The organism is Pseudogulbenkiania sp. NH8B (assembly GCF_000283535.1).
In the GTDB taxonomy this organism is placed as follows: domain Bacteria; phylum Pseudomonadota; class Gammaproteobacteria; order Burkholderiales; family Chromobacteriaceae; genus Pseudogulbenkiania; species Pseudogulbenkiania ferrooxidans.
Genome location: NC_016002.1, coordinates 3,253,187 through 3,273,528, shown reverse-complemented (window position 1 = coordinate 3,273,528; position 20,342 = coordinate 3,253,187). Strand labels below are relative to the sequence as shown.

Sequence of the window (20,342 nt, the reverse complement as noted above, 5' to 3'; positions counted from 1 at the left end):
TGAGTGGATCGGGCGGTTTAGCGCTGGGGTAGCAGTGTCGCCAGATGCGCAACGATGGCGTGGGCCACCTGCTCTTTGGGCAGATCCGGCAGCGGATGAGCACCGGTGTCGTCGAGCAGCACCACTTCGTTGTGGTCGGCGCCCATGGCCAGTTGTGCCAGGTTGGCGACCAGCAGCGGCACCTTCTTGCGCCGGCGCTTGGTTTCGGCGAATTCCAGCAGGTTCTGGCTTTCCGCGGCGAAGCCGACGCAGAACGGCGCCGCCGGCAGGCCGGCCACGGTGGCGAGGATATCCGGGTTTTCTTCCAGTTCGATGACCGGTACGGCATCGCCCTTCTTCAGCTTGTGCTCCGACCGGTTCTTGACGCGGTAGTCGGCCACCGCCGCCACGGCGATGAAGACGTCGCTGTGGCCGACTTCCTGCAACACCGCCTGGTGCATCTCGGCGGCGCTGACCACATCGAGGCGGCGTACGCCGACCGGGCAGGGCAGGCCGGTCGGGCCGGAGACCAGCGTCACCTCGGCACCGGCATCGCGGCAGGCGCGAGCCAGCGCATAACCCATCTTGCCGGAGCTGACATTGGTGATGCCGCGCACCGCGTCGATTGGCTCGAAGGTCGGGCCGGCGGTGAGCAGCACCTGCTTGCCGGCGAGGCGTTTCTCGACGAAGAAGCCTGCCACGCGTTCGGCGATTTCCTCCGGTTCCAGCATGCGGCCGAGGCCGACTTCGCCACAGGCCTGCTCGCCCGCGGCCGGGCCGAACACCGTCACGCCGTCGGCGACGAGCTGGGCGACGTTGCGCTGGTTGGGTGGGTTGTCCCACATCTGCTTGTTCATCGCCGGGGCGACGATCAACGGACAGGTGCGCGCCGCGGCCAGCGTCGAGATCAGGTCGTCGCAGGCGCCGTGCGCCAGCTTGAACAGGCAATCGGCGCTGGCCGGGGCGATCAGGAACACATCGGCGCGGCGCGACAGCTCGATGTGCGCCATGGCGTTGTCCGGGCGCGGGTCCCACTGGCTGGTGTAGACCGCATGGCCGGACAGGGCCTGGAAGGTGGTCGGTGTGACAAAGCGGGTGGCGGCGTCGGTCATCACCACGTCGACGCGGTGTCCGGCCTTGACCAGGAGACGGGTCAGCTCGGCCGCCTTGTAGGCGGCGATGCCGCCGGTGACGCCCAGCAGTATCCGTTTGGCAGACATGGAAAGCCTTTGTGCAAGCTGAAAAGGTAAAAGTTTACCGGAAATTGCCGGCCTCGGTGGCGGCTCCGCTGTCGCCGCCGCGCCGGCTATGATTTTGGCATGGAGTTGGGTTTAATGGTGAAAACAAGCTATAGCACAATGAGGAGCCGATCATGTCGATCTGCGACTGGCCTGCCGCGGAGCGGCCCCGGGAAAAGCTGCTGGCACAGGGGGCGGGGCGTCTTTCCGACGCCGAATTGCTGGCCATTTTTCTGCGCACCGGCATCAAGGGGCTGTCGGCCGTCGACATGGCACGCCGGTTGATGACCGAATTCGGTTCGCTGTCGCGGCTCTTGTCGGCCAACCTGGCCGAGTTCGAGCGCCAGCCCGGCCTCGGCGTGGCCAAGTACACCCAGCTGATGGCGACCAAGGAACTGGTGCGACGGGCGCTGGCCGAAGAGATGAAGCTGGCCGATGCGCTGTCGAGCCCGCAGGCGGTGCGCGACTTTCTGCGGCTGAGCATCGGCCTGCGCGACGTCGAAGTGTTCGTGGTGATCTTCCTGACGGCACAAAACCGCGTTCTGGCGGTCGAAGAAGTATTTAGCGGCACCTTGAGCGAGACCCGGGTCTATCCGCGCGAGGTGGTGCGGCGGGCGCTGGCGCACAACGCGGCCGGCGTCATCGTGGCGCACAACCACCCTTCCGGCGTCGCCGAGCCCTCGTCGGCCGACCGGGCGCTGACCGATACCCTCAAGGCCGCGCTGCAACTGGTGGATGTCCGCTTGCTGGACCATTTCGTGATCACGGGAAGCCATGCCGAGTCGTTTGCCGAGCGTGGCTGGCTGTAGGGCGTATCTGCTGCTGCGGGGCTGCCGGCGTCGCGCAAAGAGCCCATCCTCATGCCGGTGACAGGCGATGCCCGGCCGTCGACAGTGCGGCCCGGCGCGAGTCGCCTCATTCAAATGTAACTGTCGAGCTTGGTTCTACATTCTTCGCATCACGAGGAGGTCGTCATGAACATCCTGCGCTTGCTGAATGAATCAGAGTACATCCAGGTGAACAACCAGTTCATCAAGCCCGACTATCAATACGCCTCGGAAGAGTTCGCCGACGACGAGGATATCGCGCTGGCGGCGAAGCTGGACGGTCAGGAGCTGATCCTAACAGTGGCTGAATTGGAAGAGGCGACCCCGCTGGCCGACGGTGGTTTCTGGCTGGAAGGGGTGGGCTACCTGCGCTTCCTGTCCCGTGAAAGCCTGCACTGAGTCCTCTCTCCCCGCCGCTCATGGGGGCGGCGGCGATCTTCGTACCGTGGCCCGCTCATGGTGAGCCGGGCACAGGCTGTGTCCCGGCGCCTTCTCCTCTGCGCTATCGTTAAACGTGAGCCCCCGGCGGTGTGGCCGGGGGCACCTTGGGGAGAACCATGCCAAAGATCGTGGTGATCGGCAGCATCAATATGGACCTGGTCGTGCTGTGTCCTCGTTTTCCGGCGCCGGGCGAAACGCTGCTCGGCGAGCGTTTCTTCACCTGCCATGGCGGCAAGGGGGCCAACCAGGCGGTCGCGGCGCGCCGCCTCGGCGCCGAGGTCAGCTTCATCGGGCGTGTCGGCGACGACGGTTTCGGCCATGAACTGGTGGCCGGGCTGCAGCAGGAGGGGGTGGACACACGTCACGTGGCGGTGACGCCCGGCGTCGCCAGTGGCGTCGCCACCATCACCGTCAGCGGCGGGGAGAACGCCATCGTCGTCGTGCCCGGTGCCAATCATGCGCTGAGTCCGGACGATGTGCGCCAGGCCGAAGCCGAGATCGCTTCGGCCGACGTGCTGCTGACGCAACTGGAAATTCCTCTGGACGCCGTGGAAGAAGTTGCCTGCCTTGCCGAGCGGCATGGCGTGCCGCTGATCCTCAACCCGGCGCCGGCGCAGGCCCTGCCGCCCGAACTGCTGGCGAAGGTGGCCTACCTTACGCCCAATCAGCACGAATTGGCGCAGCTGCTTGGTGTGGAGGCCGCCGGGCTCGAGCGCCTGCCGGCGCGGCTGGCAGGCAAGGTGGTGCTGACGCGAGGCGGGGAGGGGGCCGATTATATCGATGCGGCGGGTGTGCTTCACCACCAGCCCGGGCGCGCCGTGCCGGTCATCGACAGCACCGGGGCCGGCGATACCTTCAACGCCGCGCTGGCGGTGTTTCTACCCTTGGGTATGGCGGCGGCGCTGGAGCGCGCCGTCGCGGCAGGGGCGCTGGCGGTGACGCAGCCGGGGGCGCGGGCCGGCATGCCGACGGTCGCACAGCTGGAGGCGTTCCTCGCCGTGGCCCGGCAACGGTGAAAAAAGTGTGAAACTTGCCGCTGCGGGGCGCGCGGCTCTTGCCGCGCCGGCCGGCTGTTTCCACAATGCTTCCATCCCGACCCTGGGGCGTCTCGCCCCGCCCACACGACTCATGAAGCTCGGCATCACCTCCAAACTGTTTTTTGCCATCCTGTTTTGTTGCGTGGTGGTCGCGATCGCCATCGGTGCCGCCAGCCGCCTGAGCTTCAAGCAGGGGTTTCTCGATTACGTCAGCCAGCGCGACGCCCAGCGCCTGGAAACGCTGAAGACCAGCCTGGTCGACGCCTATCGCGAAGAAGGCAGCTGGACCTTTCTGGTCGGCAACGAGCGGCTGTGGCGCCGGCTGGTGCGCACCGAGGTTCATCCCGAGGGGCCACGCGGCCGGCACGAACCGCTGCCGCACCCCGGCTTTCGCCTGCCCCTGCCGCCGCTGACACTGCTGGATAGCGGCGGGCGCGTGGTGATCGGGGCACCCAGCTGGCCTCCCGATGCCACCCGCACCGCCCTGCAGCAGGACGGCCGCACCATCGGCTGGCTGGTGAGCGTGCCGGTCAGCCGCCTGACCAACGCCGCCGACCTGCGCTTCCAGGAAGGGCAGCTCAAGGCCGGCTGGTTGTTCGCGCTGCTGGGGGTGGTGCTGGCCGCCGTGGTGGCGATGCTGCTGGCGCGCGTCATGCTGGTGCCGGTGAAGCGCCTGGCGGCGGCGTTGCACCAGTTGGCGACCGGCGACTACAGCACGCGGGTCGTGGCCAGCTCGCGCGACGAGCTCGGCCAACTGGCAGGCGACTTCAACCGCCTGGCGCGGGTGCTGGAAAACAACGAGCAGATGCGCCGCCACTTCATGGCGGACATCTCGCACGAGCTGCGCACCCCGCTGGCGGTGCTGCGCGGGGAGCTGGAGGCGATGGAGGACGGCGTGCGCACGCCGACGCCGGAGGCGCTCAAGTCGCTGCAGGCCGAGGTCTCCACCTTGAGCAAGCTGGTGGACGACCTGTACGAGCTGTCGCTGGCCGATGTCGGGGCGCTGAGCTACCACATGGAGGTGTTCGATCCGGCGGACGTCCTGCAGCAGGCGCTGAACGCCTTCGGCGAGCGCCTGCAGGGCCGCTCCATCCGCCTCGAGACACGCCTCCCGCCAGGGGGCGGCTGGACCATCGAGGCCGACCCGCAGCGCCTGCTGCAGCTGTTCAACAACCTGCTGGAAAACGTCGTGCGCTATACCGATCCCGGCGGGCGGCTGCAGGTGAGCGTCAGCCGCGACGGCGAGTGCCTGCGCATCGATTTCCAGGATTCGGAACCGGCGGTGCCGGCCGAGGCCTTGCCACGGCTGTTCGAGCGGCTGTACCGGGTGGAGGGCTCGCGCAACCGCGCCAGCGGCGGCGCCGGCCTCGGCCTGGCACTGTGCCGCAGCATCGTCGAGGCGCATGGCGGCACGATCGAGGCCCGCCCGTCGCCGTTGGGCGGGCTGTGGATTTCCCTGACTTTCCCCTTACGGATGCGTTGAGAGCATGAACCCGTCTCCCAAGCCAGCCTACGTCCTCGTGGTCGAGGACGAACCCAAACTGTCGCGCCTGCTGGCGGATTACCTCGCGGCAGCCGGTTTCGAGACCGCCTGTCTGGCGGACGGCCTGGCCGTGGTGCCCGAGGTGCGGCGCCGTCTGCCGGACCTGATCCTGCTCGACCTGATGCTGCCCGGCCGCGACGGCCTCGACATCTGCCGCGAGTTGCGCGCCTTCAGCGACGTGCCGATCGTCATGGTCACCGCCCGGGTCGAGGAGATCGATCGTCTGCTCGGCCTGGAGCTGGGCGCCGACGACTACATCTGCAAGCCGTACAGCCCGCGCGAAGTGGTGGCGCGGGTCAAGGCCATCCTGCGCCGCAGCCAGCGCCATGGCGCACTGCCGGCCGATGCCGGGCTGACGATCGACGAGGAGGGCTACCAGGCCTCGTGGCAGGGGCGGCGGCTGGAATTGACTCCGGCCGAATTCCGCCTGCTGCGCACGCTGGCCTCTATGCCGGGGCGGGTGTTCTCGCGCGACCAGTTGCTGGATCACCTCTACGCCGATCATCGCGTGGTGACCGACCGCACCGTCGACAGCCACATCAAGAACCTGCGCCGCAAGCTGGAGCAGGCGGCGCCGCAGCAGGAGCTGATCCGCTCGGTGTACGGCGTCGGCTACAAGCTGGAATTGTGAACACGCCCTAACACTTGCTTCACCGTTTCTCCACGCTTTCTCTCCAGTTCCCTGACATTTGCGGCTTACGCTTTCTTCATCGGATGGTGGCGAGGCCATCTATATTCACAGGGAGATTGCAATGAAACGGAAAGTCGCATTGACACTGATTCTGGCCGTGGTGAGCGCTTCGGCATTGGCCGCGGCCAGTGGCGCCGCCCCCAAGGAGGGGCCGATGGACGGGCCGGCGGCGCGCTTCGCGCAAGCCGACAAGAACGGCGACGGCCAGCTCAGCCGTGACGAGGTGCAAGCGGCGTGGCCCCGTCTGGCGGCCGATTTCGACAAGGCCGATACCAATCACGATGGCCAGCTGAGTCGGGACGAGCTGCATCGCTTCATGCACGACCGCTTCGCGCAGCGGCACCACGGCCGTCGCCATTTCCAGCAGTGTTTCGCCCAAGCCGACAAGAACGGTGACGGCCAGCTGAGCCTGGAAGAGGCCCGGGCCGGCATGCCGAGGTTGGCCGAAGACTTTGCCAAGCTGGATCTCAACCACGATGGCCAGCTCAGCCGCGACGAACTGCGCCAGGCGATGCGCGAGCATTTCCGGCAGGGCCCGGGGCGCGATCACGAGCATGCGCCGTTCTTCGCCAAGCTGGATAGCAACGGCGACGGCAAGCTGAGCCTGGACGAGGTCAAGGCGGCGTTCGCACGCGCCGACACCAACAAGGACGGTTTCCTGAGCAAGGACGAGTTGCGTGCCGCCGCAGGACCGCGTCCGGAGGACTGCGGCCGCTGAGCGTGGTTTGCGCCCGGCGCGGCAGCGGCCGTGCCGTGTCCTGTCGGTCCCGGCGTGGCCGCTGGGGAAAAGGAGTTCACCATGTCGAATGTTGTCCCGTATCGGGTCGGCGCCGTGGCGACGCTGTTGGCGTTGAGCCTGGCCGGCTGCGTGGTGGCGCCTGCGCGTCCCTACAGCATGCCCCGTAGCGCACCCGAGGCGGTAGCGCCGCCGCCAAGGGAGGTGGTGTTCTATCCGCGTGCCGGCCAGAGCGAAGGGCAGCAGGACCGCGACCGCTACGAATGCCACCAGTGGGCCGTGCGGCAGAGCGGTTTCGATCCGAGCCTGCCGCAGGCGGTGGGTTCCCCTTCGGTACGGGTGGTGCCGGCCGGGGCTCCCGGCCATGATACCGCGGCGCTGGCGGTGACCGGCGCCTTGGTGGGCGCCGCGGTGGCCAGGCCGCATCGGGGCGCCGAGGGTGCGCTGGTGGGGGCAACGATCGGCGCCGTGGCCGGCGCGATGTCCGACACCGCACGGGCGGAACAGGCGCAGCGCATGGAACAGGCCTACGCCGCCCAGGAGCAACGTCAGCAGGCCATGCTGGAGCAACAGGCCGATGCCTATCGGCGCGCCATCTCGGCCTGCCTGGAAGCGCGTGGCTATACCGTGCGCTAGGACAACGCCCGACTGATCGCGGAGTCGCCATCATGAAATTCGTCCATCTCGCCCCCGTCCCGGCCTCCCTTCTGCTTGGCCTGCTGCTGGCCGTCCCGCCCGCGCTGGCCGCTCCTCCACAGTGGGAAGGCGCGGTGGTGACGGTGGCCCGTCCGGCATTTCCGGCGCGGGGAGCCTTTGTCGGTTCGCTGCCGGGCGGTGGGCATGCCGTCGTACACGGCGGGGTGCGCTATCACTATTACGACGGTTTCTGGTACCGCCCGCGCGGGCGCGGCTACGTGGTCGTGTCGCCGCCGCGCGGCGTGTGGGTGCCGGTGCTGCCGCTGCTCTACACCACGCTGCTGATCGGTGGCGTCACCTACTACCTCGCCAACGACGTGTACTACGTGCAGCGCAGTGATGGCTACGTCGTGGTGGACCCGCCGCTCGGGCAGGGCTCGTCCGGCTCGTCGTCCGCACGCGATAGCACCGATCTGTTCATCTATCCGAATCGCGGCCAGGACGAACAGCAGCAGGCGCGCGACCGTTACGAATGCCACCGCTGGGCGCGTGGCCAGACCGGCTACGACCCGACCTTGCCCGAGGGCGGTGTCGATGCGCGCGACGCGTTCGCGCTGCGTGATCAATACCGGCGGGCCATGGGGGCTTGCCTGGAAGGCCGCCACTACACCGTGCGCTGACCGAAGCGGGGCGTCCCGAGCGCAGAGTGGACATGGATTGATGTGGCTCAAGAAAGAGGGCGGTGGATTGTTGCTACAGTAGCGGCCATGCATGATTTGGGCATGACCACGGAGGGGCAAGTGAAGAAAATCACGCTAGGAGTGATCGGCGCCGGTGAAACCGGTACGCCGTTGTTGCAGCAGTTGCTGAGCGCGCCCTTTGTCGAAGTGGTGGGCGTGGCCGACCTCAATCTGGAACTGCCCGGCATCGACCTGGCGCGCCAGCACGGGGTGCCGGTTACTCGCAATTTCATCGAGATCGCCGAGCAGGGCAACCGCGTCGACATCATCATCGACATGACCGGCTCGCGCAAAGTCCGCGACGACCTGCGGCGCTTCATGCAGTTTTCCGGCAACCTGCACACGGTCATCGTGCACGAACGGGTAGCCTTGCTGATGCTATCGCTGTGCGCCGGAAAGTATGTGGAGACCCGCCACGGCGAACAAGCTTACTGAACACGCCGATAGCAGAATTACAGAAACGAGAGCTTGACCGGGAGATCGGACGATCCCCGGTCTTTTTTTACGCCGGTGCCCCCGAGCGTGGGCCGCTGCTGTGCGTGGATGCCCGGCCACATGCACCACTCCTTGCTACCGGCGTAGCCCTCCGAGGCATCATCCCTGGCAGGCCGGGGCGGGCGGGACGAAGCCTGCCGGCAAAGACCACACCGTGATGTCGCCGTCGCGCGCGAACGCTGGCTGGCCCGACAGGAACGGGAATGCCGCGGTGGCGGCGGGCGAGCCCCACACCCAGACCGCGTGGGGGCGTGGCCGGCACAGGCTGGCGCGCCATTGTGGCGGGGTCAGCAGCACCTGTTGCTGGGCCAGCGGAGCGAATCTGCCGGCATCGAACAGTTCCTTGCGCCAGTTGTCGTGCCGGGGAAGCTCCGGATCGGTCCAATTGCTGACGATCACGGCGGGACGCTGCATGGGCAGATAGAACGCCAGGTCGAACTGGAATTTGTCCAGCATCACGACCTCGTCTGCCGGTTGGAAGGCGGCGGCCATCCGGCCCGCCAGCGGCTTGGCCGAACCGCCCTCGTGGCGGGACACGGCGACCACGGCCCCGATGCAAACAATCATGGCGATCACGGTGCTGACGACGAAGGAACGGCGGGCCTTCTTGCCATCGCCTTGCTGCATCCACTCGGTAAACGGCTCGGCGATCAGGAAGGCAAACGGCGGCAGCAGCGGAAAGATATAGCCGACCAGCTTGGAGCTGGGCAGCGAGAAAAATACCAGGATCACCAGCAACCACACCCCCATCAGGCGGCGTAAATCACCCTGCACCGGGTCGGTCCAGTAGCTCCGCTTCAGGGCGCGCCAGCACCACGGCGACCACGGCGCGCACAGCAGCAGCACCACCGGTACGTAGAACCAGAGCGGCTTCGGGTTGTTGAAACCGCTTTCGGCAAAGCGTTTGAAATGGTGGTAAACGATGAAGTAGTCGAAAAAACCGCTGAACTTCTGCTGCATCGACCAGAACCAGGGCAGGCCGAGGGCGAGGAACAGCAGCAGCGCGGGCCACCAGAGCAGGTGGCGTACCGAGGCAAAGCGGCCGCGCGCCAGCAGCCAGCCCAGCAGCACCGCGCCGGGAAGAACCATGCCGATCAGGCCCTTGGCGAGCACGCCCAGCGCCGCCATGGCGTAGGCGGCGGCGAGCATGGTGCGGTAGGGCTGGCCCTGTTCGGCGCGCAGCACGGCTTCGGCGGCGGCAAGGATGGTGAGCCCGATCAGGCTGGCCACCAGCATGTCGAGGTTGGCGAACTGGGCGCCGGCAAAGAAGAAAGGCTGGGTCGTCAGCACGATCGCGGTGGCCGTGGCCACGCTAGCGCCGCGGTGGCGGCGCACGAACAGCCACAGGGCGAGGACCACCAGGGCCGCGGCGGAGACCGACGCGAGCCGTGCGCTCCATTCATGCAGCCCGAACAGCTTCAGGCTGAAGGCGGTCAGCCAGTAGAACAGCGGGGGTTTGTGAAAGTAGGGCAGTCCGTCCAGCAGCGGCACCGACAGGCTGTGGGCACGCAGCATTTCCCAGGCGACGCCGACGTAGCGCCCCTCATCCGGCAAGGTCAGCGGACGGAGTCCGATCGAGAAGCCGAGCCACAGCACGACGCCCAGCAGCAGGGCGGTGAAGGTGGCGCCACTCAAGCGCTGCGTCAGCCAGTTGTCTGTCTTTTCCATCCAAATCATTCCAAGGTCTAGGGGGGGAGGGCTTGGGTGGCAGGGCGAGACAAACAGGAGGTCATGTTCGCAGTCGCCGGCATGGTGCCGGCTAGCTATTTTACGGTGATAGCTGATGGCAATCTTAAGCTGGCCAAATGGCCGGGGCGGTGTGGCGCCCGTGGGGGCGCCACACCAGGGGGCGATTTACCGGGCCGAGCGCGTCGCCGCATGGAGTCATGCGGTGCGGGCGGCCCCCGACTCAACCGAAGCCGCGACGCTTGAGCGCGAGGTAGAGCATGGCTGCGGTGATGGCCTTGTTGAGCGCGTCGTGGCGCGGCAGCGCGGGAACGCCCAGGTCGTCGATCAGGGCGGCCAGGCGCAGGTCGATACGGCTGTTCGGCTGCTGTCTGAGCTTGTAGTCGTAGTAGCGGCCGGAAATCTCGATCTGGCGGTTGGGCAGGCCGATGCCCAGCAGCGGGCGCAGGTATCTGTCGAGCACGGCGATGTCGAATTCGAGGTAATACCCCAGCACCGGCCGCCCGCCGATGAAGTCGAGCAGGCAGCGCACCGCCGCCTCCGCGTCCAGCCCGCCGGACAGATCGCGCGGGCGCAAGCCGTGCAGGCCGACGCGCTCCCGCGTCAGCGGTCGGCCGGGTTTCACCAGCAGGTCGAGCGCCTCGCTCGTCACGATGCGATTGCCGCTCAGCCGTACCGCGCCGATCGTGAGCAGCTCGGCCTCGGTGACGTCGAGGCTGGTCGTGTTGCAGGCGAGGCTGATCACGTCGTCCGACGTTTCCTCGAACAGCCGGCGGTAGGCCGGGTCCTTGAGCTGCCGGGCGGCGAGCCGGCGCTGCCAACGCGCCAGCATCACAGGCTGCCCAGCCGGAAGTGGTGGCGCAGCATGGTCTTGAAGCGCTTGACCACGCCCAGCGCGTCCTTCAGCAGGTCGCGCTCCATCGTCGAGAGGCGGGCCGGGCTGATCAGGTTGCCGCTGGGCCGGCCTTCGGCCAACGCTGCGAGTCCCTGGCCCAGGCGCAGCTGCAACAGGAAGGACAGCGCCTCGGCCACGTCGCCGGCCAGTTCCTTGTCGAGGCGGCCGCTTTCCGAGAGCCGTGCCAGCCGCTCGAAGGTGTTGCGTTCCTTCAGGCCGTACTGCAGGGCCAGCGCGCGCACACCGTGCACGACCGGGAAGATGCCGCCCTTTTTCAGGTCGAGCATGGCCTGGCCGTCCTGCTGCCGGGTCAGCAATTGCGCGAACAAGCCGAGCGGGGTGTCGAACTGCTCGATGGCGCGCGCGAAGCGGTGGTAGAAACTGTCGTCGTCGCGCAGCAGCTGTTGCAGGTAATCCTGGCAGCGCTCCAGCAGCGCCGCGTCGCCGGCCACAGCCTCGGCGTCGACGAAAATGGCCAGGTTGAGCTGGGCGTCGCGATCCGGCAGGTAGACCCAGTGGTAGAGGCGGTCGCGCATGGCGCTCTCGGACAGGCGCCAATCCGGGTTGTTGACCATGATGCGTCCCGGGCAGGGCGGGTAGCCGAAGCGGGCCAGTGCATCGGAGAACGCCTGGCAGGTGCTGTCCAGCGCCGGGCTGGTGTAGCCGTCGCGCAGGATCAGCGCGTTGTCCTGGTCGGTCTTGAGGATCTGTTCGCCGCGCCCCTCCGAACCCATCACCAGGAGGCAGCTGTTGGCAATCAGCTCGGCGGGCGCGAGCAGCTGCCAGCTGCGTTCGAACAGCCGGGCGTTCAGCGTCTGCACCAGCCGCCCCAACTGGACGGCCTTGACGCCGTGCCCGGTCAAGATTTCCACCAGCCGCGTGATCTGCGCCGCGATGTCGGCCAGCTCGTCGAGCGAGTCGGCCTGTTCCAGGCGCTGGGCGATCAGGTGCGAGTGGTTGGAGAAATAGGACAGCAGGTCGACCTGCTCCAGGATGCCGACCGGGTTGCCGGACTCGGTCACCACCACGCGCTGGATGTTCTGCTGCGTCATGGTGAGCAGGGCGTTGAACAGGTAGTCGTCGAGCTCGCTGCAGATCAGGTCGAAGCGGCACAGCGTGCCGAGCGAGGTATCGGGCGGCGTGCCGTCGATGATCAGGTCGCGAAAGTCGCTGGTGGTGAAAATCCCGACGCGGCGGCCATGACGCACCAGAATCGACTTGGCCTTGTGCTGCTTCATCAGCCGCGCGGCGTCCAGCACGCTGTCCTCGCCGTCGAGGAACAGCGGCTTCTTGGCGTAGACGTCGCGTACCCGCGCGGTGAGCAGCGTCTGCCATTCACGGTTGCCGCTGCGTTCGGCCAGCGCACCGAACTTCTGCGACACGCTGGCGTAGAAAAACGCGCCGAAGCGCGCGTTCTGTTCGGTCAGCGCCAACAGCGTGGCGCGCGGCAGGGCGTAGACCAGCGCTTCCTCGTGTACCACGAAACGGTGCGCGGTGTGCCCCGCCACCAGGGCGCGGGCGTCGAAGGCATCGCGCTCGCGGTAGACCGCGATGACCTCGTCCCCGGCCATCTCGCGCACCAGGCCCCTGATCACCACGAACAGGGTGTCGACCGGCAGGCCCGGTGCCATGATCTGTTCGTCGTCGCCGTAGTACACGATGTCGGCGCTGGCTTCCAGCGTATCCCGTTCGGCCGCGCTGAGGCAGTCGAACGGCGGATGGGTGAAGTCGAAACGGCTCATGCGGGCTCCGCGATCCGGGCACGGGCTTCGGCCAACGTGCCACCCGGTTTGTCCATGCTTCGGGTAGGGCTATAGCGATAGCATAACGCCTTGCCGCGCTGAGGTGTTGGCGGCGTGGCGCCGCCGTCGCCTCAGCGCGTGGCAGCCGGCGGGGCGGTCGCCGTCAGCAATGGCGCGCCGTCGCGGAACAGCGTCAGCTGGCCCGGTGCCAGCGCGGTCCAGTGCTCGTTGTCGGTCAGCGGCACGGTGGCGATCACCGCCACGCGGTCGCGCGGGGTGGTGACGGTGGAGAAGTCGACCGTCACGTCGTCGTCCACCAGGTGGGCGGTGGGAAACGGCGCCTGGCGCACGATGTAGTGCAGCTTGGTCGAGCAATGGGCGAACAGCAGCTCGCCGTTGCTCAGCATGAAGTTGAACACCCCCTTGGCGTGGAGCTCTTCGGCCAACCTGCTGACTTTCGCAAACAACTCTTCCACGCTTGGCGGCTGCGACCACTTCTGGCGCAGGGCTTCCAGGATGCAGCAGAAGGCGCGTTCCGAGTCGGTGCTGCCCACCGCGTTGTAATAGCGGCCAGGCGGCGGCGCAAAGTCCTCGAGGTTGCCGTTGTGGGCGAAAATCCAGTACTGGCCCCACATCTCGCGCATGAAGGGATGGGTATTGGCCAGGTTGACCACCCCCTGGGTGGCCTTGCGGATGTGGGCGATGACGTTTTCCGACTTGATCGGGTACTGGCGCACCAGCGCCGCCACTGGCGATTCGACCGAGGGCTTGTCGTCCAGGAACAGGCGGCAGCCCTTGCCCTCGAAGAAGGCGATGCCCCAGCCGTCGGCATGATGGTCGGTCAGACCGCCGCGACGGTGAAAACCTTCGAAGGAAAAGATGATGTCGGTGGGGGTATTGCAGTTCATGCCCAAGAGCTGGCACATGGCGGTCGATCCGGTTGAGCGTTGAGGACGGCGCGTGACCCGATCCGCGCGGGACGGTCCGGCCGAACAGGATTCATTGTTTCATGTTACTCCGCGCCGCGCCAGACGTGGCCGGTGCGCCCCTAGCCTCGCCGTTCCGACGTGCTTTTCGGCCGGCGAGCGCCATCATGGCAGAGCGGCAGCCTTGCGTTTTGTGAGAAAATCCCCATCTGCCTTGTTTTCCCGGAAAAGACGCGAACATGACGACGATCGTGGTGGTAAAAAAAGGCTCGCAGATCGCCATCGCGGCCGACAGTCAGACCACCTTCGGCGACGACCAGAAGCTGCTCGCCGGCTACGACCCGCATCACAACAAAATCTTCCGCCAGGGCGACAGCTACCTGGCGATCGCCGGTTCGGCGGCGCACGACCTAGTGTTGCAGAGCGTGCTCAAAGGGGTCCACAACAAGGACTTCAGCTCGCGCCAGGGCCTGTTCGACACCTTCCGCAAGTTGCATCCTAAACTCAAGGAGCAGTTCTACCTGCGCCCAGAAGAGGAAGAGGACGACCCGTACGAGTCGAGCCAGATGATGGTGGTGGTGGCCAACGTGCACGGCATCTTCGGCGTCTACCCGATGCGCGAGGTGTACGAATTCTCGCGCTTCTGGGCCATCGGCTCGGGGCGCAAGTTCGCCATGGGCGCCATGTACGTGGCCTACGAGCAGGACCTGAGCGCCGAGGAAATCGCCCGCATCGGCATCCAGGCCGGCTGCGAGTTCGACGTCAGCTCCTCGCTGCCGATGACTCTTTACACGATTGATACGGCTGCCCCGGCAGCCAAGGACTGAACAGCATGACCCAACACGACACCCTGCAACGCTTCCTGTTCGACGGCGCCCCGGTGCGCGGCGCGCTGGTGCGGCTCGACGGTGCCTGGCAACAGGTACTGGCGCGGCGCCGCTACCCGCTGCCGGTGCGCGCCATGCTGGGCGAAATGATGGCGGCCGCGGTGCTGTTGGCCGCCAACCTCAAGTTCGACGGCACGCTGATCTTGCAGATTCACGGTGCCGGCCCGCTGCGCCTGGCTGTGGTCGAGTGCAATAACGACCGTACCGTGCGCGCCACCGCCAAATTCGACGAAGCGCTCGACGAGCGCCTGTCGCTCGCCGAGCTGCTGGGCGAGGGTGGCAAGTTCGTCATGACGCTGGAGCCGCGCGTCGACAAGGCGCAGACCTGGCAGGGCATCGTGGCGCTGGAGGGCGACAGCATCGGCCAGATGCTGGAGAACTACATGCGCCGCTCCGAGCAGCTCGACACCCGCCTGATCCTGGCCGCCAACGAATCCACCGCCGCCGGCCTGCTGCTGCAGCGCTTGCCGGAGGGGCACGGCGATGCCGAAGGCTGGCCGCACGTGCTGACGTTGGCCGAAACACTGCAGCACGACGAACTGCTGTCCCTGTCCGCCGACGACATCCTGTTCCGCCTCTACCATCAGGAAGCCGTGCGCGTGTTCGACGCCGAGCCGGTGTCGTTTGCCTGCACCTGCAGCCGCGAGCGCGTCGGCGGCATGCTCAAGATGCTGGGGGGCCAGGAAGTGGCCGACGTGGTGCTGGAGCAAGGCAGCGTCGAAATTGCCTGCGACTTCTGCAACCAGCACTATGTCTTCGATGAAGAGGACGTCAATGCCCTGTTCGAGTATGACGTGATGGCCGCCGTGCGCGAATCCCGCCACTAAGCCGTTGCCGCCCCGGGCCACGCCCGGGGCCGTTGCTCTTGTTTACCGCTTTTGCCGTTTTGGGCGCCGGCCACGATGCCGGCGCCGTTCAAGGAATACCCATGATCCCTGCCCGCCGCCTGGCCGCCTATCTCAAGGAACAATCGCTGCCGCTCGACAAGGTGGAACTCCAGATCGCCGCCTTGACGCTGGGCGCCGTGCTCAGCGTCGACAAGCCCGCACCGCGCACCGACCTGTTCCGCTACCCGGTGCCGTTGCTGAGCGACGATGGTGCCTGCTCGCTGGTCGATGAACTCGCCGCCGAGCCCTACGACCTGTCGCCGCTGTTCGGTGGTGAAAGCGCCGAAGCGCGCGGGGCGCTCAACGACCTGCATGCGCTGGTCGATTCGACCAACAGCCGTGTCGGCGCCGACTGGCTCGGCATCTACCGCGCGATCGGCAGCAAGGAACAGGCCCGCCTCGTCAAGCTGGCCTACCGTGGCGCCCCTAGCCGGGCCGAATTCCCGCTGACCGAAGGCTTTGCCGCCGGCAGCAACAACAGCCGGGTCGGCCTGACCGGCTGGGGCGTGGTGATCGACGACGTCACTGTCTGGCGCGACATGGGCGGCAGCTATTACGAGTGCGATCCCAAGGTGAAAAGCGAGGTCTGCCTGCCGGTGTTGGACGAAGAGGGTGTGGTGCTCGGCATCATCGACGCCGAGTCCGCCGAAGCCGGCTTCTTCACGGCCGAGCGCCAGGTTTGGCTCGCGGCGCTGGCGCTGGTGCTGGCCAGCCCGCTGGCCGGGCTGCCGCTCGTTGAAGAAAATTGATCGGATCGATTAAAACCTTTTACTTTCTCTTGTCGTATGGGCGGAGTAGCATCCGGTCATCCCGGAGAAGATCCACCTGCCCGTTTCGGCGTGCAGGTTTTACCTGCCGTGTGGGCCGTTGGCCGAAGCGGCCGGTTTTTGATGTGGAGTGATGATGTCGATTGAAGCAAGCGCACCGCCACGGCTGGCGGCTGTCGCCCACGTGGCGAGTTGTCGTCTGCCCACGCCGTGGGGTGAGTTCACCATGCACGGCTTCGAGGAAGTGGCGGGTACCCGTGAACATGTCGCGCTGACCATGGGCGACATCGCCGACGGTGAGCCGGTGCTGGCGCGCCTGCACTCCGAGTGTCTAACCGGCGACGGCCTGTTCTCGCTGCGCTGCGACTGTGGTTTCCAGCTGCAAGCGGCGCTCGAGGCCATCGCCCGCGAAGGCCGTGGCGCGCTCTTATACCTGCGCCAGGAAGGTCGCGGCATCGGCCTGATCAACAAGATCCGTGCCTACCGCCTGCAGGATGGTGGCGCGGATACCGTCGAGGCCAACGAACAGCTGGGCTTCCCGGCCGACATGCGCGACTTCGGCATCGCCCGCGACATGCTCGACGAACTGGGCATCGGCCGGGTGCGCTTGATGACCAACAACCCGCGCAAGCTGCAGACGCTGCGCGATGCCGGCATCGAGATCGTCGAGCGCGTGCCGCTGATGGTGGGCCGCAACCCCCACAACGACGGTTATCTGGATACCAAGGCCGCCAAGCTGGGGCATCTGTTCCACGGACTCTGAGCGACCCCGCCGAATAAAACAGGGCCGCGCCATCTTGGCGCGGCCCTGTTTTTTTGGCCGGGACGTCACGGTGGGCTATGGTTCATAAGGGAAAGGGGAGAGGCTGACGGCGAACAAGCCGGGGTGGGGACTGTCCTACCGGTAATGTGGAAGGGAGGGCGCGACATGAGGGTCACCCCGAAAATGAGCGTGCATTTCGATGTGCCGTACGGTGCGCGGGAGCAGGATGTCTACCTGCCGCCGCGCCCTGAAGGGCCGGGCATGGCCGCGCTGCCCGCCGAAGTGTTCAGCCAGACCGTCGCGGAGTACCGGCAGTGGGCACAGTACCTGGACGAGCTGGCGCAGCGGGCGCGTCAGGGGCAGGACGAGGAGGCGCGCGCGCTGGCGCGCGGCAAGCTCAAGTTTCTGCGTCGCCGGGTGGAGCTGCTGCGCGAGGAGGCTTTGCTGTCGGCCGTGCGCGATCGCCTGCCGTTGGTACAGGCGCTCTACCAGCTGACGGTGGAACTGGGGCAGGTGGTGATGGAGCTGACCGGGAGGATGGCGCCGGCGCTGGACGAATGGCCGCTGCCTTACCGGCTCTACAGCCGTGGCCGGCAGGCGGTTGCCGATGCCGCCCCGGCGCCGGTACAGGATGAAGGCGCCTCGGCTCCGGTCAGGGAACGCCGTGCCGTGGCGCGCAAGCAAGGCAACCGGCTGGAGGAGGAAGAGCGCCAGGACGTGGCCTACGTGGTAGCCGGCGTGCGCTTCATTCATGCGCTGGTGCAGGGCTGGCACGTACTGGAACAGGCGGCCGGCATCGGCGACATCGAACACAGCTTGCAGATGAGCGAGCGGTTGGCGGCCTGAGCGGGCAGAAGCGGAAGGCGAAAAGCAAAAAACCGACGTCGATGACGTCGGTTTTTTGACTTGGTGGAGATAAGCGGGATCGAACCGCTGACCTCTTGCATGCCATGCAAGCGCTCTCCCAGCTGAGCTATACCCCCAAAATGGCGTCCCCACGGGGATTCGAACCCCGGTCGCCGCCGTGAAAGGGCAGTGTCCTAGGCCTCTAGACGATGGGGACAGGAAATCGTGGTGGAGATAAGCGGGATCGAACCGCTGACCTCTTGCATGCCATGCAAGCGCTCTCCCAGCTGAGCTATACCCCCACTGAACAACCTGTCTCGTTCTGCTTTAAGCATCGCGAGAGATGCGAACTATACCGATAGCCTTTTTTTGGGTCAAGCAAAAAATGCAAAATTTTTGCCGCCCGCGTTCTCCAGATGCCAGTGCACGGAGACACGAGGCCGGGTAACATTGCGCGGGTGCTTCAGTGGCGCTGCTTTTCCAGAATCTCGACCACTTCTTCGTCGCTGACCTGGGGGAAGTGTTCGTAAAACTGTCCGACCGCGCTGAAGTTGAGCGGCGTCTCCAGGCACACCATGTCGTCAGCGTAGCTGGAAACCTGCTCCAGGGTGTCTGGCGGAGCCACCGGTACGGCACAGACCAGCTTCGCCGGTTGCTTGGTGCGGATCGCCCGCAGCGCGGCGATCATGGTGGCGCCGGTGGCCAGGCCGTCGTCGACGACGATCACCACGCGCCCGGCCGGGTCGGCAGAAGCGGCCAAGCCGCTGTAGCGTTGGCGGCGCTGGTGCAGCAGCTCGAGCTGCGCCCGTTTTTCCTGTTCGATGTACTCGGTGGAGGCGCCGGCGAGCCGGGCGACGTCGGAAATGTAGGCCCAGCCGGACTCGTCGATCGCGCCGATCGCCAGTTCCGGCTGGAAGGGCGCCCCCAGTTTGCGCACCAGGACGACGTCCAGCTCCCCTTCCAGCTGGTCCGCGATGAGTTCGGCCATCGGGACTGCTCCCCTGGGAATGGCAAGGACTAGCGGGTGCTGGCCGCGGTAGCTGGCCAATCGCAAAGCCAACCGTGTCGCGGCTTGTTCTCGATCGCTGAAGCGCATGATGTTCTCTCCTGCGTCTGTGCTTCAGCATAGACCGTAGCGCGGGGTTCCATGCCTGCATGGCGGCTTTCCGGTCGCAACCATTAGGTGGGTTGCGGCACTCGAACCGAGCCGCTTGGCTTGGCGTCGTCGCACTGCTGCGCTGGACAAGTCTGAAACAACCATCGCCGCGATGCGGGGAAAGGCAGGTGAAAGTATCGCTTGGGGTGGGGTGTTGCCTAATGATCCTGGCAAGCCTCTGCGCAGGGGGCAGAAAAGAGACGCAGGATGCAAAAACAAAAAGCGCCTGGAGTCGTGAGCCGGCTCAGGCGCTTTTAGCAATTCGGGTGTCGGGCCGGGTTTTGCCTGTGGCAGGCTGGCCGATCGATTTTGGCGTCCCCACGGGGATTCGAACCCCGGTTACCGCCGTGAAAGGGCGATGTCCTAGGCCTCTAGACGATGGGGACCTAGACCGGAACGCGAGTTTGGTGGAGCTAAGCGGGATCGAACCGCTGACCTCTTGCATGCCATGCAAGCGCTCTCCCAGCTGAGCTATAGCCCCGACACGTGCGTTCAAGTGCGGCGGATTATAAGAAGGTGCGGCGGAGCTGTAAAGAGGCGGGGACGAAAAAAATCCTGCCTCGCCCCGTCGGGTATAATTCGCCGTTTCGCACTCGTCGCAAGGCCGCCATGTCGGTTGATCACTACGAAAATTTTCCGGTCGGGTCGATCCTGCTGCCGCGGCGCATGCGCCGGGCGGTGCATGCCGTCTATCGTTTCGCGCGCTATGCCGACGATGTGGCCGACGAAGGCGTGCGTCCACCGCAAGAGCGGCTGGACGAACTTGCCGCGCTGCGGGCCGAACTCGATGTGATCGGTGCAGGTGGCACGCCGCAGATGCCCCTGATGCAGGCATTGGCCGAGGCCATCCGTGCACATGCCCTGCCGCTGCAGCCGTTCTACGACTTGTTGTCGGCGTTCAGTCAGGACGTGGTCAAAGGGCGCTACGAGAATTTTGCCGAACTGGTGGATTACTGCCGGCGATCGGCCAACCCGGTAGGGCGGCTGATGCTGGTGCTGTACGGGGAAACCGACCCGCGCAGCCTGGCGATGGCTGACGGTATCTGCACCGCCTTGCAACTGATCAACTTCCTGCAAGACGTGGCGATCGACTGGCGCAAGGACCGGGTCTACCTGCCTCAAGAGGATTTGCGCCGCTTCCGGGTGGCGGAGGCGCAGATTGCCGCCGGCGACAGCGGCGGGTTGTGGACGCCGCTGATGCTCAAACAGATTGAACGAGCCCGCAAGATGTTGCAGGCCGGGGCGCCGCTGGGCAAGAAGCTCAAGGGCCGATTCGGATTGGAGTTACGCCTCATCGTCATGGGCGGCGAGCGCATCTTGCAGAAGCTGCATGCCTCGGGCGGCGACGTGTTCCGGCAACGGCCGGTGCTGACCAAACGCGACTGGGCGTATATGCTGTGGCGCGCCCTGCGGGCCAACTAGAC

The 20,342-nt window shown here is 66.2% G+C and carries 21 protein-coding genes and 5 tRNA genes; 15 read left to right on the top strand and 11 right to left on the bottom strand.

Going from position 1 to position 20,342, the window contains the following annotated elements; all coding sequences use genetic code 11:
* Positions 1–17 precede the first annotated feature (17 nt).
* Positions 18–1,199, bottom strand: a complete 1,182-nt coding sequence (gene coaBC / locus NH8B_RS15060) for a bifunctional phosphopantothenoylcysteine decarboxylase/phosphopantothenate--cysteine ligase CoaBC (RefSeq protein ID WP_014088051.1) — start codon at positions 1,197–1,199, stop codon at positions 18–20.
* A gap of 152 nt (positions 1,200–1,351) precedes the next feature.
* Here coaBC and radC point away from each other — a divergent pair, with 152 nt between their 5' ends.
* The 9 genes from radC to NH8B_RS15015 all read left to right on the top strand — a co-directional run bounded on the left by radC (position 1,352) and on the right by NH8B_RS15015 (position 8,303).
* Positions 1,352–2,026 (top strand): RadC family protein, encoded by a 675-nt coding sequence (radC, locus tag NH8B_RS15055; RefSeq protein ID WP_014088050.1) that lies wholly within the window; start codon positions 1,352–1,354, stop codon positions 2,024–2,026.
* A 165-nt stretch (positions 2,027–2,191) separates the two neighbouring features.
* Entirely contained in the window at positions 2,192–2,443 is a 252-nt protein-coding gene (locus NH8B_RS15050; RefSeq protein WP_008955743.1) for a hypothetical protein, read from the top strand.
* Between the two features lie 158 nt (positions 2,444–2,601).
* The gene (gene rbsK, locus NH8B_RS15045) at positions 2,602–3,501 is read left to right on the top strand and encodes a ribokinase (RefSeq protein ID WP_014088049.1); all 900 of its coding nucleotides are present in this window, start codon (positions 2,602–2,604) and stop codon (positions 3,499–3,501) included.
* 7 nt (positions 3,502–3,508) lie between these two features.
* Positions 3,509–5,005 carry a sensor histidine kinase efflux regulator BaeS gene (gene baeS / locus NH8B_RS15040; RefSeq protein WP_232503478.1) on the top strand — a complete coding sequence of 499 codons (1,497 nt, stop codon included), beginning with the start codon at positions 3,509–3,511 and terminating at the stop codon, positions 5,003–5,005.
* A gap of 4 nt (positions 5,006–5,009) precedes the next feature.
* Positions 5,010–5,696 carry a two-component system response regulator BaeR gene (gene baeR / locus NH8B_RS15035; protein ID WP_014088047.1) on the top strand — a complete coding sequence of 229 codons (687 nt, stop codon included), beginning with the start codon at positions 5,010–5,012 and terminating at the stop codon, positions 5,694–5,696.
* 121 nt (positions 5,697–5,817) lie between these two features.
* Entirely contained in the window at positions 5,818–6,474 is a 657-nt protein-coding gene (locus NH8B_RS15030; RefSeq protein WP_014088046.1) for an EF-hand domain-containing protein, read from the top strand.
* An 81-nt stretch (positions 6,475–6,555) separates the two neighbouring features.
* The gene (locus NH8B_RS15025; RefSeq protein ID WP_014088045.1) at positions 6,556–7,128 is read left to right on the top strand and encodes a glycine zipper 2TM domain-containing protein; all 573 of its coding nucleotides are present in this window, start codon (positions 6,556–6,558) and stop codon (positions 7,126–7,128) included.
* Positions 7,129–7,160: 32 nt separating this feature from the next.
* Positions 7,161–7,808, top strand: a complete 648-nt coding sequence (locus tag NH8B_RS15020) for a DUF6515 family protein (protein ID WP_014088044.1) — start codon at positions 7,161–7,163, stop codon at positions 7,806–7,808.
* 102 nt (positions 7,809–7,910) lie between these two features.
* Positions 7,911–8,303, top strand: coding sequence for an oxidoreductase (locus tag NH8B_RS15015; protein WP_232503477.1), 393 nt, complete (start codon positions 7,911–7,913; stop codon positions 8,301–8,303).
* A gap of 159 nt (positions 8,304–8,462) precedes the next feature.
* On the opposite strand, the gene NH8B_RS15010 is transcribed toward NH8B_RS15015, so the two are convergent.
* The 4 genes from NH8B_RS15010 to NH8B_RS14995 all read right to left on the bottom strand — a co-directional run bounded on the left by NH8B_RS15010 (position 8,463) and on the right by NH8B_RS14995 (position 13,612).
* Positions 8,463–10,031 (bottom strand): ArnT family glycosyltransferase, encoded by a 1,569-nt coding sequence (locus NH8B_RS15010; protein ID WP_014088043.1) that lies wholly within the window; start codon positions 10,029–10,031, stop codon positions 8,463–8,465.
* A 241-nt stretch (positions 10,032–10,272) separates the two neighbouring features.
* Complete coding sequence (locus tag NH8B_RS15005) at positions 10,273–10,881, bottom strand: 3'-5' exonuclease (RefSeq protein ID WP_014088042.1); 609 nt, start codon at positions 10,879–10,881, stop codon at positions 10,273–10,275.
* Positions 10,881–12,686, bottom strand: a complete 1,806-nt coding sequence (locus NH8B_RS15000; RefSeq protein ID WP_014088041.1) for a putative nucleotidyltransferase substrate binding domain-containing protein — start codon at positions 12,684–12,686, stop codon at positions 10,881–10,883. Before NH8B_RS15000 ends, NH8B_RS15005 begins: the two co-directional genes overlap by 1 nt.
* A gap of 131 nt (positions 12,687–12,817) precedes the next feature.
* A complete protein-coding gene (locus tag NH8B_RS14995) occupies positions 12,818–13,612 on the bottom strand; it encodes a class II glutamine amidotransferase (protein ID WP_014088040.1) in 795 nt (264 codons plus the stop codon).
* A 239-nt stretch (positions 13,613–13,851) separates the two neighbouring features.
* On the opposite strand from NH8B_RS14995, the gene NH8B_RS14990 reads away from it, so the two are divergent.
* The 5 genes from NH8B_RS14990 (at position 13,852) to NH8B_RS14970 (ending at position 17,762) form a co-directional block, all read left to right on the top strand.
* Complete coding sequence (locus NH8B_RS14990) at positions 13,852–14,439, top strand: MFS transporter (protein WP_008955756.1); 588 nt, start codon at positions 13,852–13,854, stop codon at positions 14,437–14,439.
* A 5-nt stretch (positions 14,440–14,444) separates the two neighbouring features.
* Positions 14,445–15,326: an Hsp33 family molecular chaperone HslO gene (gene hslO / locus NH8B_RS14985; RefSeq protein WP_014088039.1), complete on the top strand. Its 882-nt coding sequence runs from the start codon at positions 14,445–14,447 to the stop codon at positions 15,324–15,326.
* A gap of 101 nt (positions 15,327–15,427) precedes the next feature.
* Complete coding sequence (locus tag NH8B_RS14980; protein WP_008955758.1) at positions 15,428–16,135, top strand: GAF domain-containing protein; 708 nt, start codon at positions 15,428–15,430, stop codon at positions 16,133–16,135.
* Positions 16,136–16,289: 154 nt separating this feature from the next.
* On the top strand, positions 16,290–16,916 hold the full coding sequence (gene ribA, locus NH8B_RS14975) for a GTP cyclohydrolase II (RefSeq protein WP_051002169.1): 627 nt from the start codon (positions 16,290–16,292) through the stop codon (positions 16,914–16,916).
* Between the two features lie 165 nt (positions 16,917–17,081).
* Positions 17,082–17,762 (top strand): hypothetical protein, encoded by a 681-nt coding sequence (locus NH8B_RS14970; RefSeq protein ID WP_014088037.1) that lies wholly within the window; start codon positions 17,082–17,084, stop codon positions 17,760–17,762.
* A 61-nt stretch (positions 17,763–17,823) separates the two neighbouring features.
* On the opposite strand, the gene NH8B_RS14965 is transcribed toward NH8B_RS14970, so the two are convergent.
* From NH8B_RS14965 to NH8B_RS14940, 6 genes are all read right to left on the bottom strand, one after another.
* Positions 17,824–17,899, bottom strand: a tRNA-Ala gene (locus NH8B_RS14965).
* Between the two features lie 4 nt (positions 17,900–17,903).
* Positions 17,904–17,979: transfer RNA gene (locus tag NH8B_RS14960), tRNA-Glu, on the bottom strand.
* 9 nt (positions 17,980–17,988) lie between these two features.
* A tRNA-Ala gene (locus tag NH8B_RS14955) sits at positions 17,989–18,064 on the bottom strand.
* A 161-nt stretch (positions 18,065–18,225) separates the two neighbouring features.
* Entirely contained in the window at positions 18,226–18,858 is a 633-nt protein-coding gene (locus tag NH8B_RS14950; protein WP_014088036.1) for a phosphoribosyltransferase, read from the bottom strand.
* A gap of 370 nt (positions 18,859–19,228) precedes the next feature.
* A tRNA-Glu gene (locus NH8B_RS14945) sits at positions 19,229–19,304 on the bottom strand.
* A gap of 19 nt (positions 19,305–19,323) precedes the next feature.
* A tRNA-Ala gene (locus tag NH8B_RS14940) sits at positions 19,324–19,399 on the bottom strand.
* A 128-nt stretch (positions 19,400–19,527) separates the two neighbouring features.
* Between NH8B_RS14940 and hpnC the strand changes: the two genes are divergently transcribed.
* Entirely contained in the window at positions 19,528–20,340 is an 813-nt protein-coding gene (gene hpnC / locus NH8B_RS14935; RefSeq protein WP_014088035.1) for a squalene synthase HpnC, read from the top strand.
* The last annotated feature ends 2 nt before the right edge of the window (positions 20,341–20,342 follow it).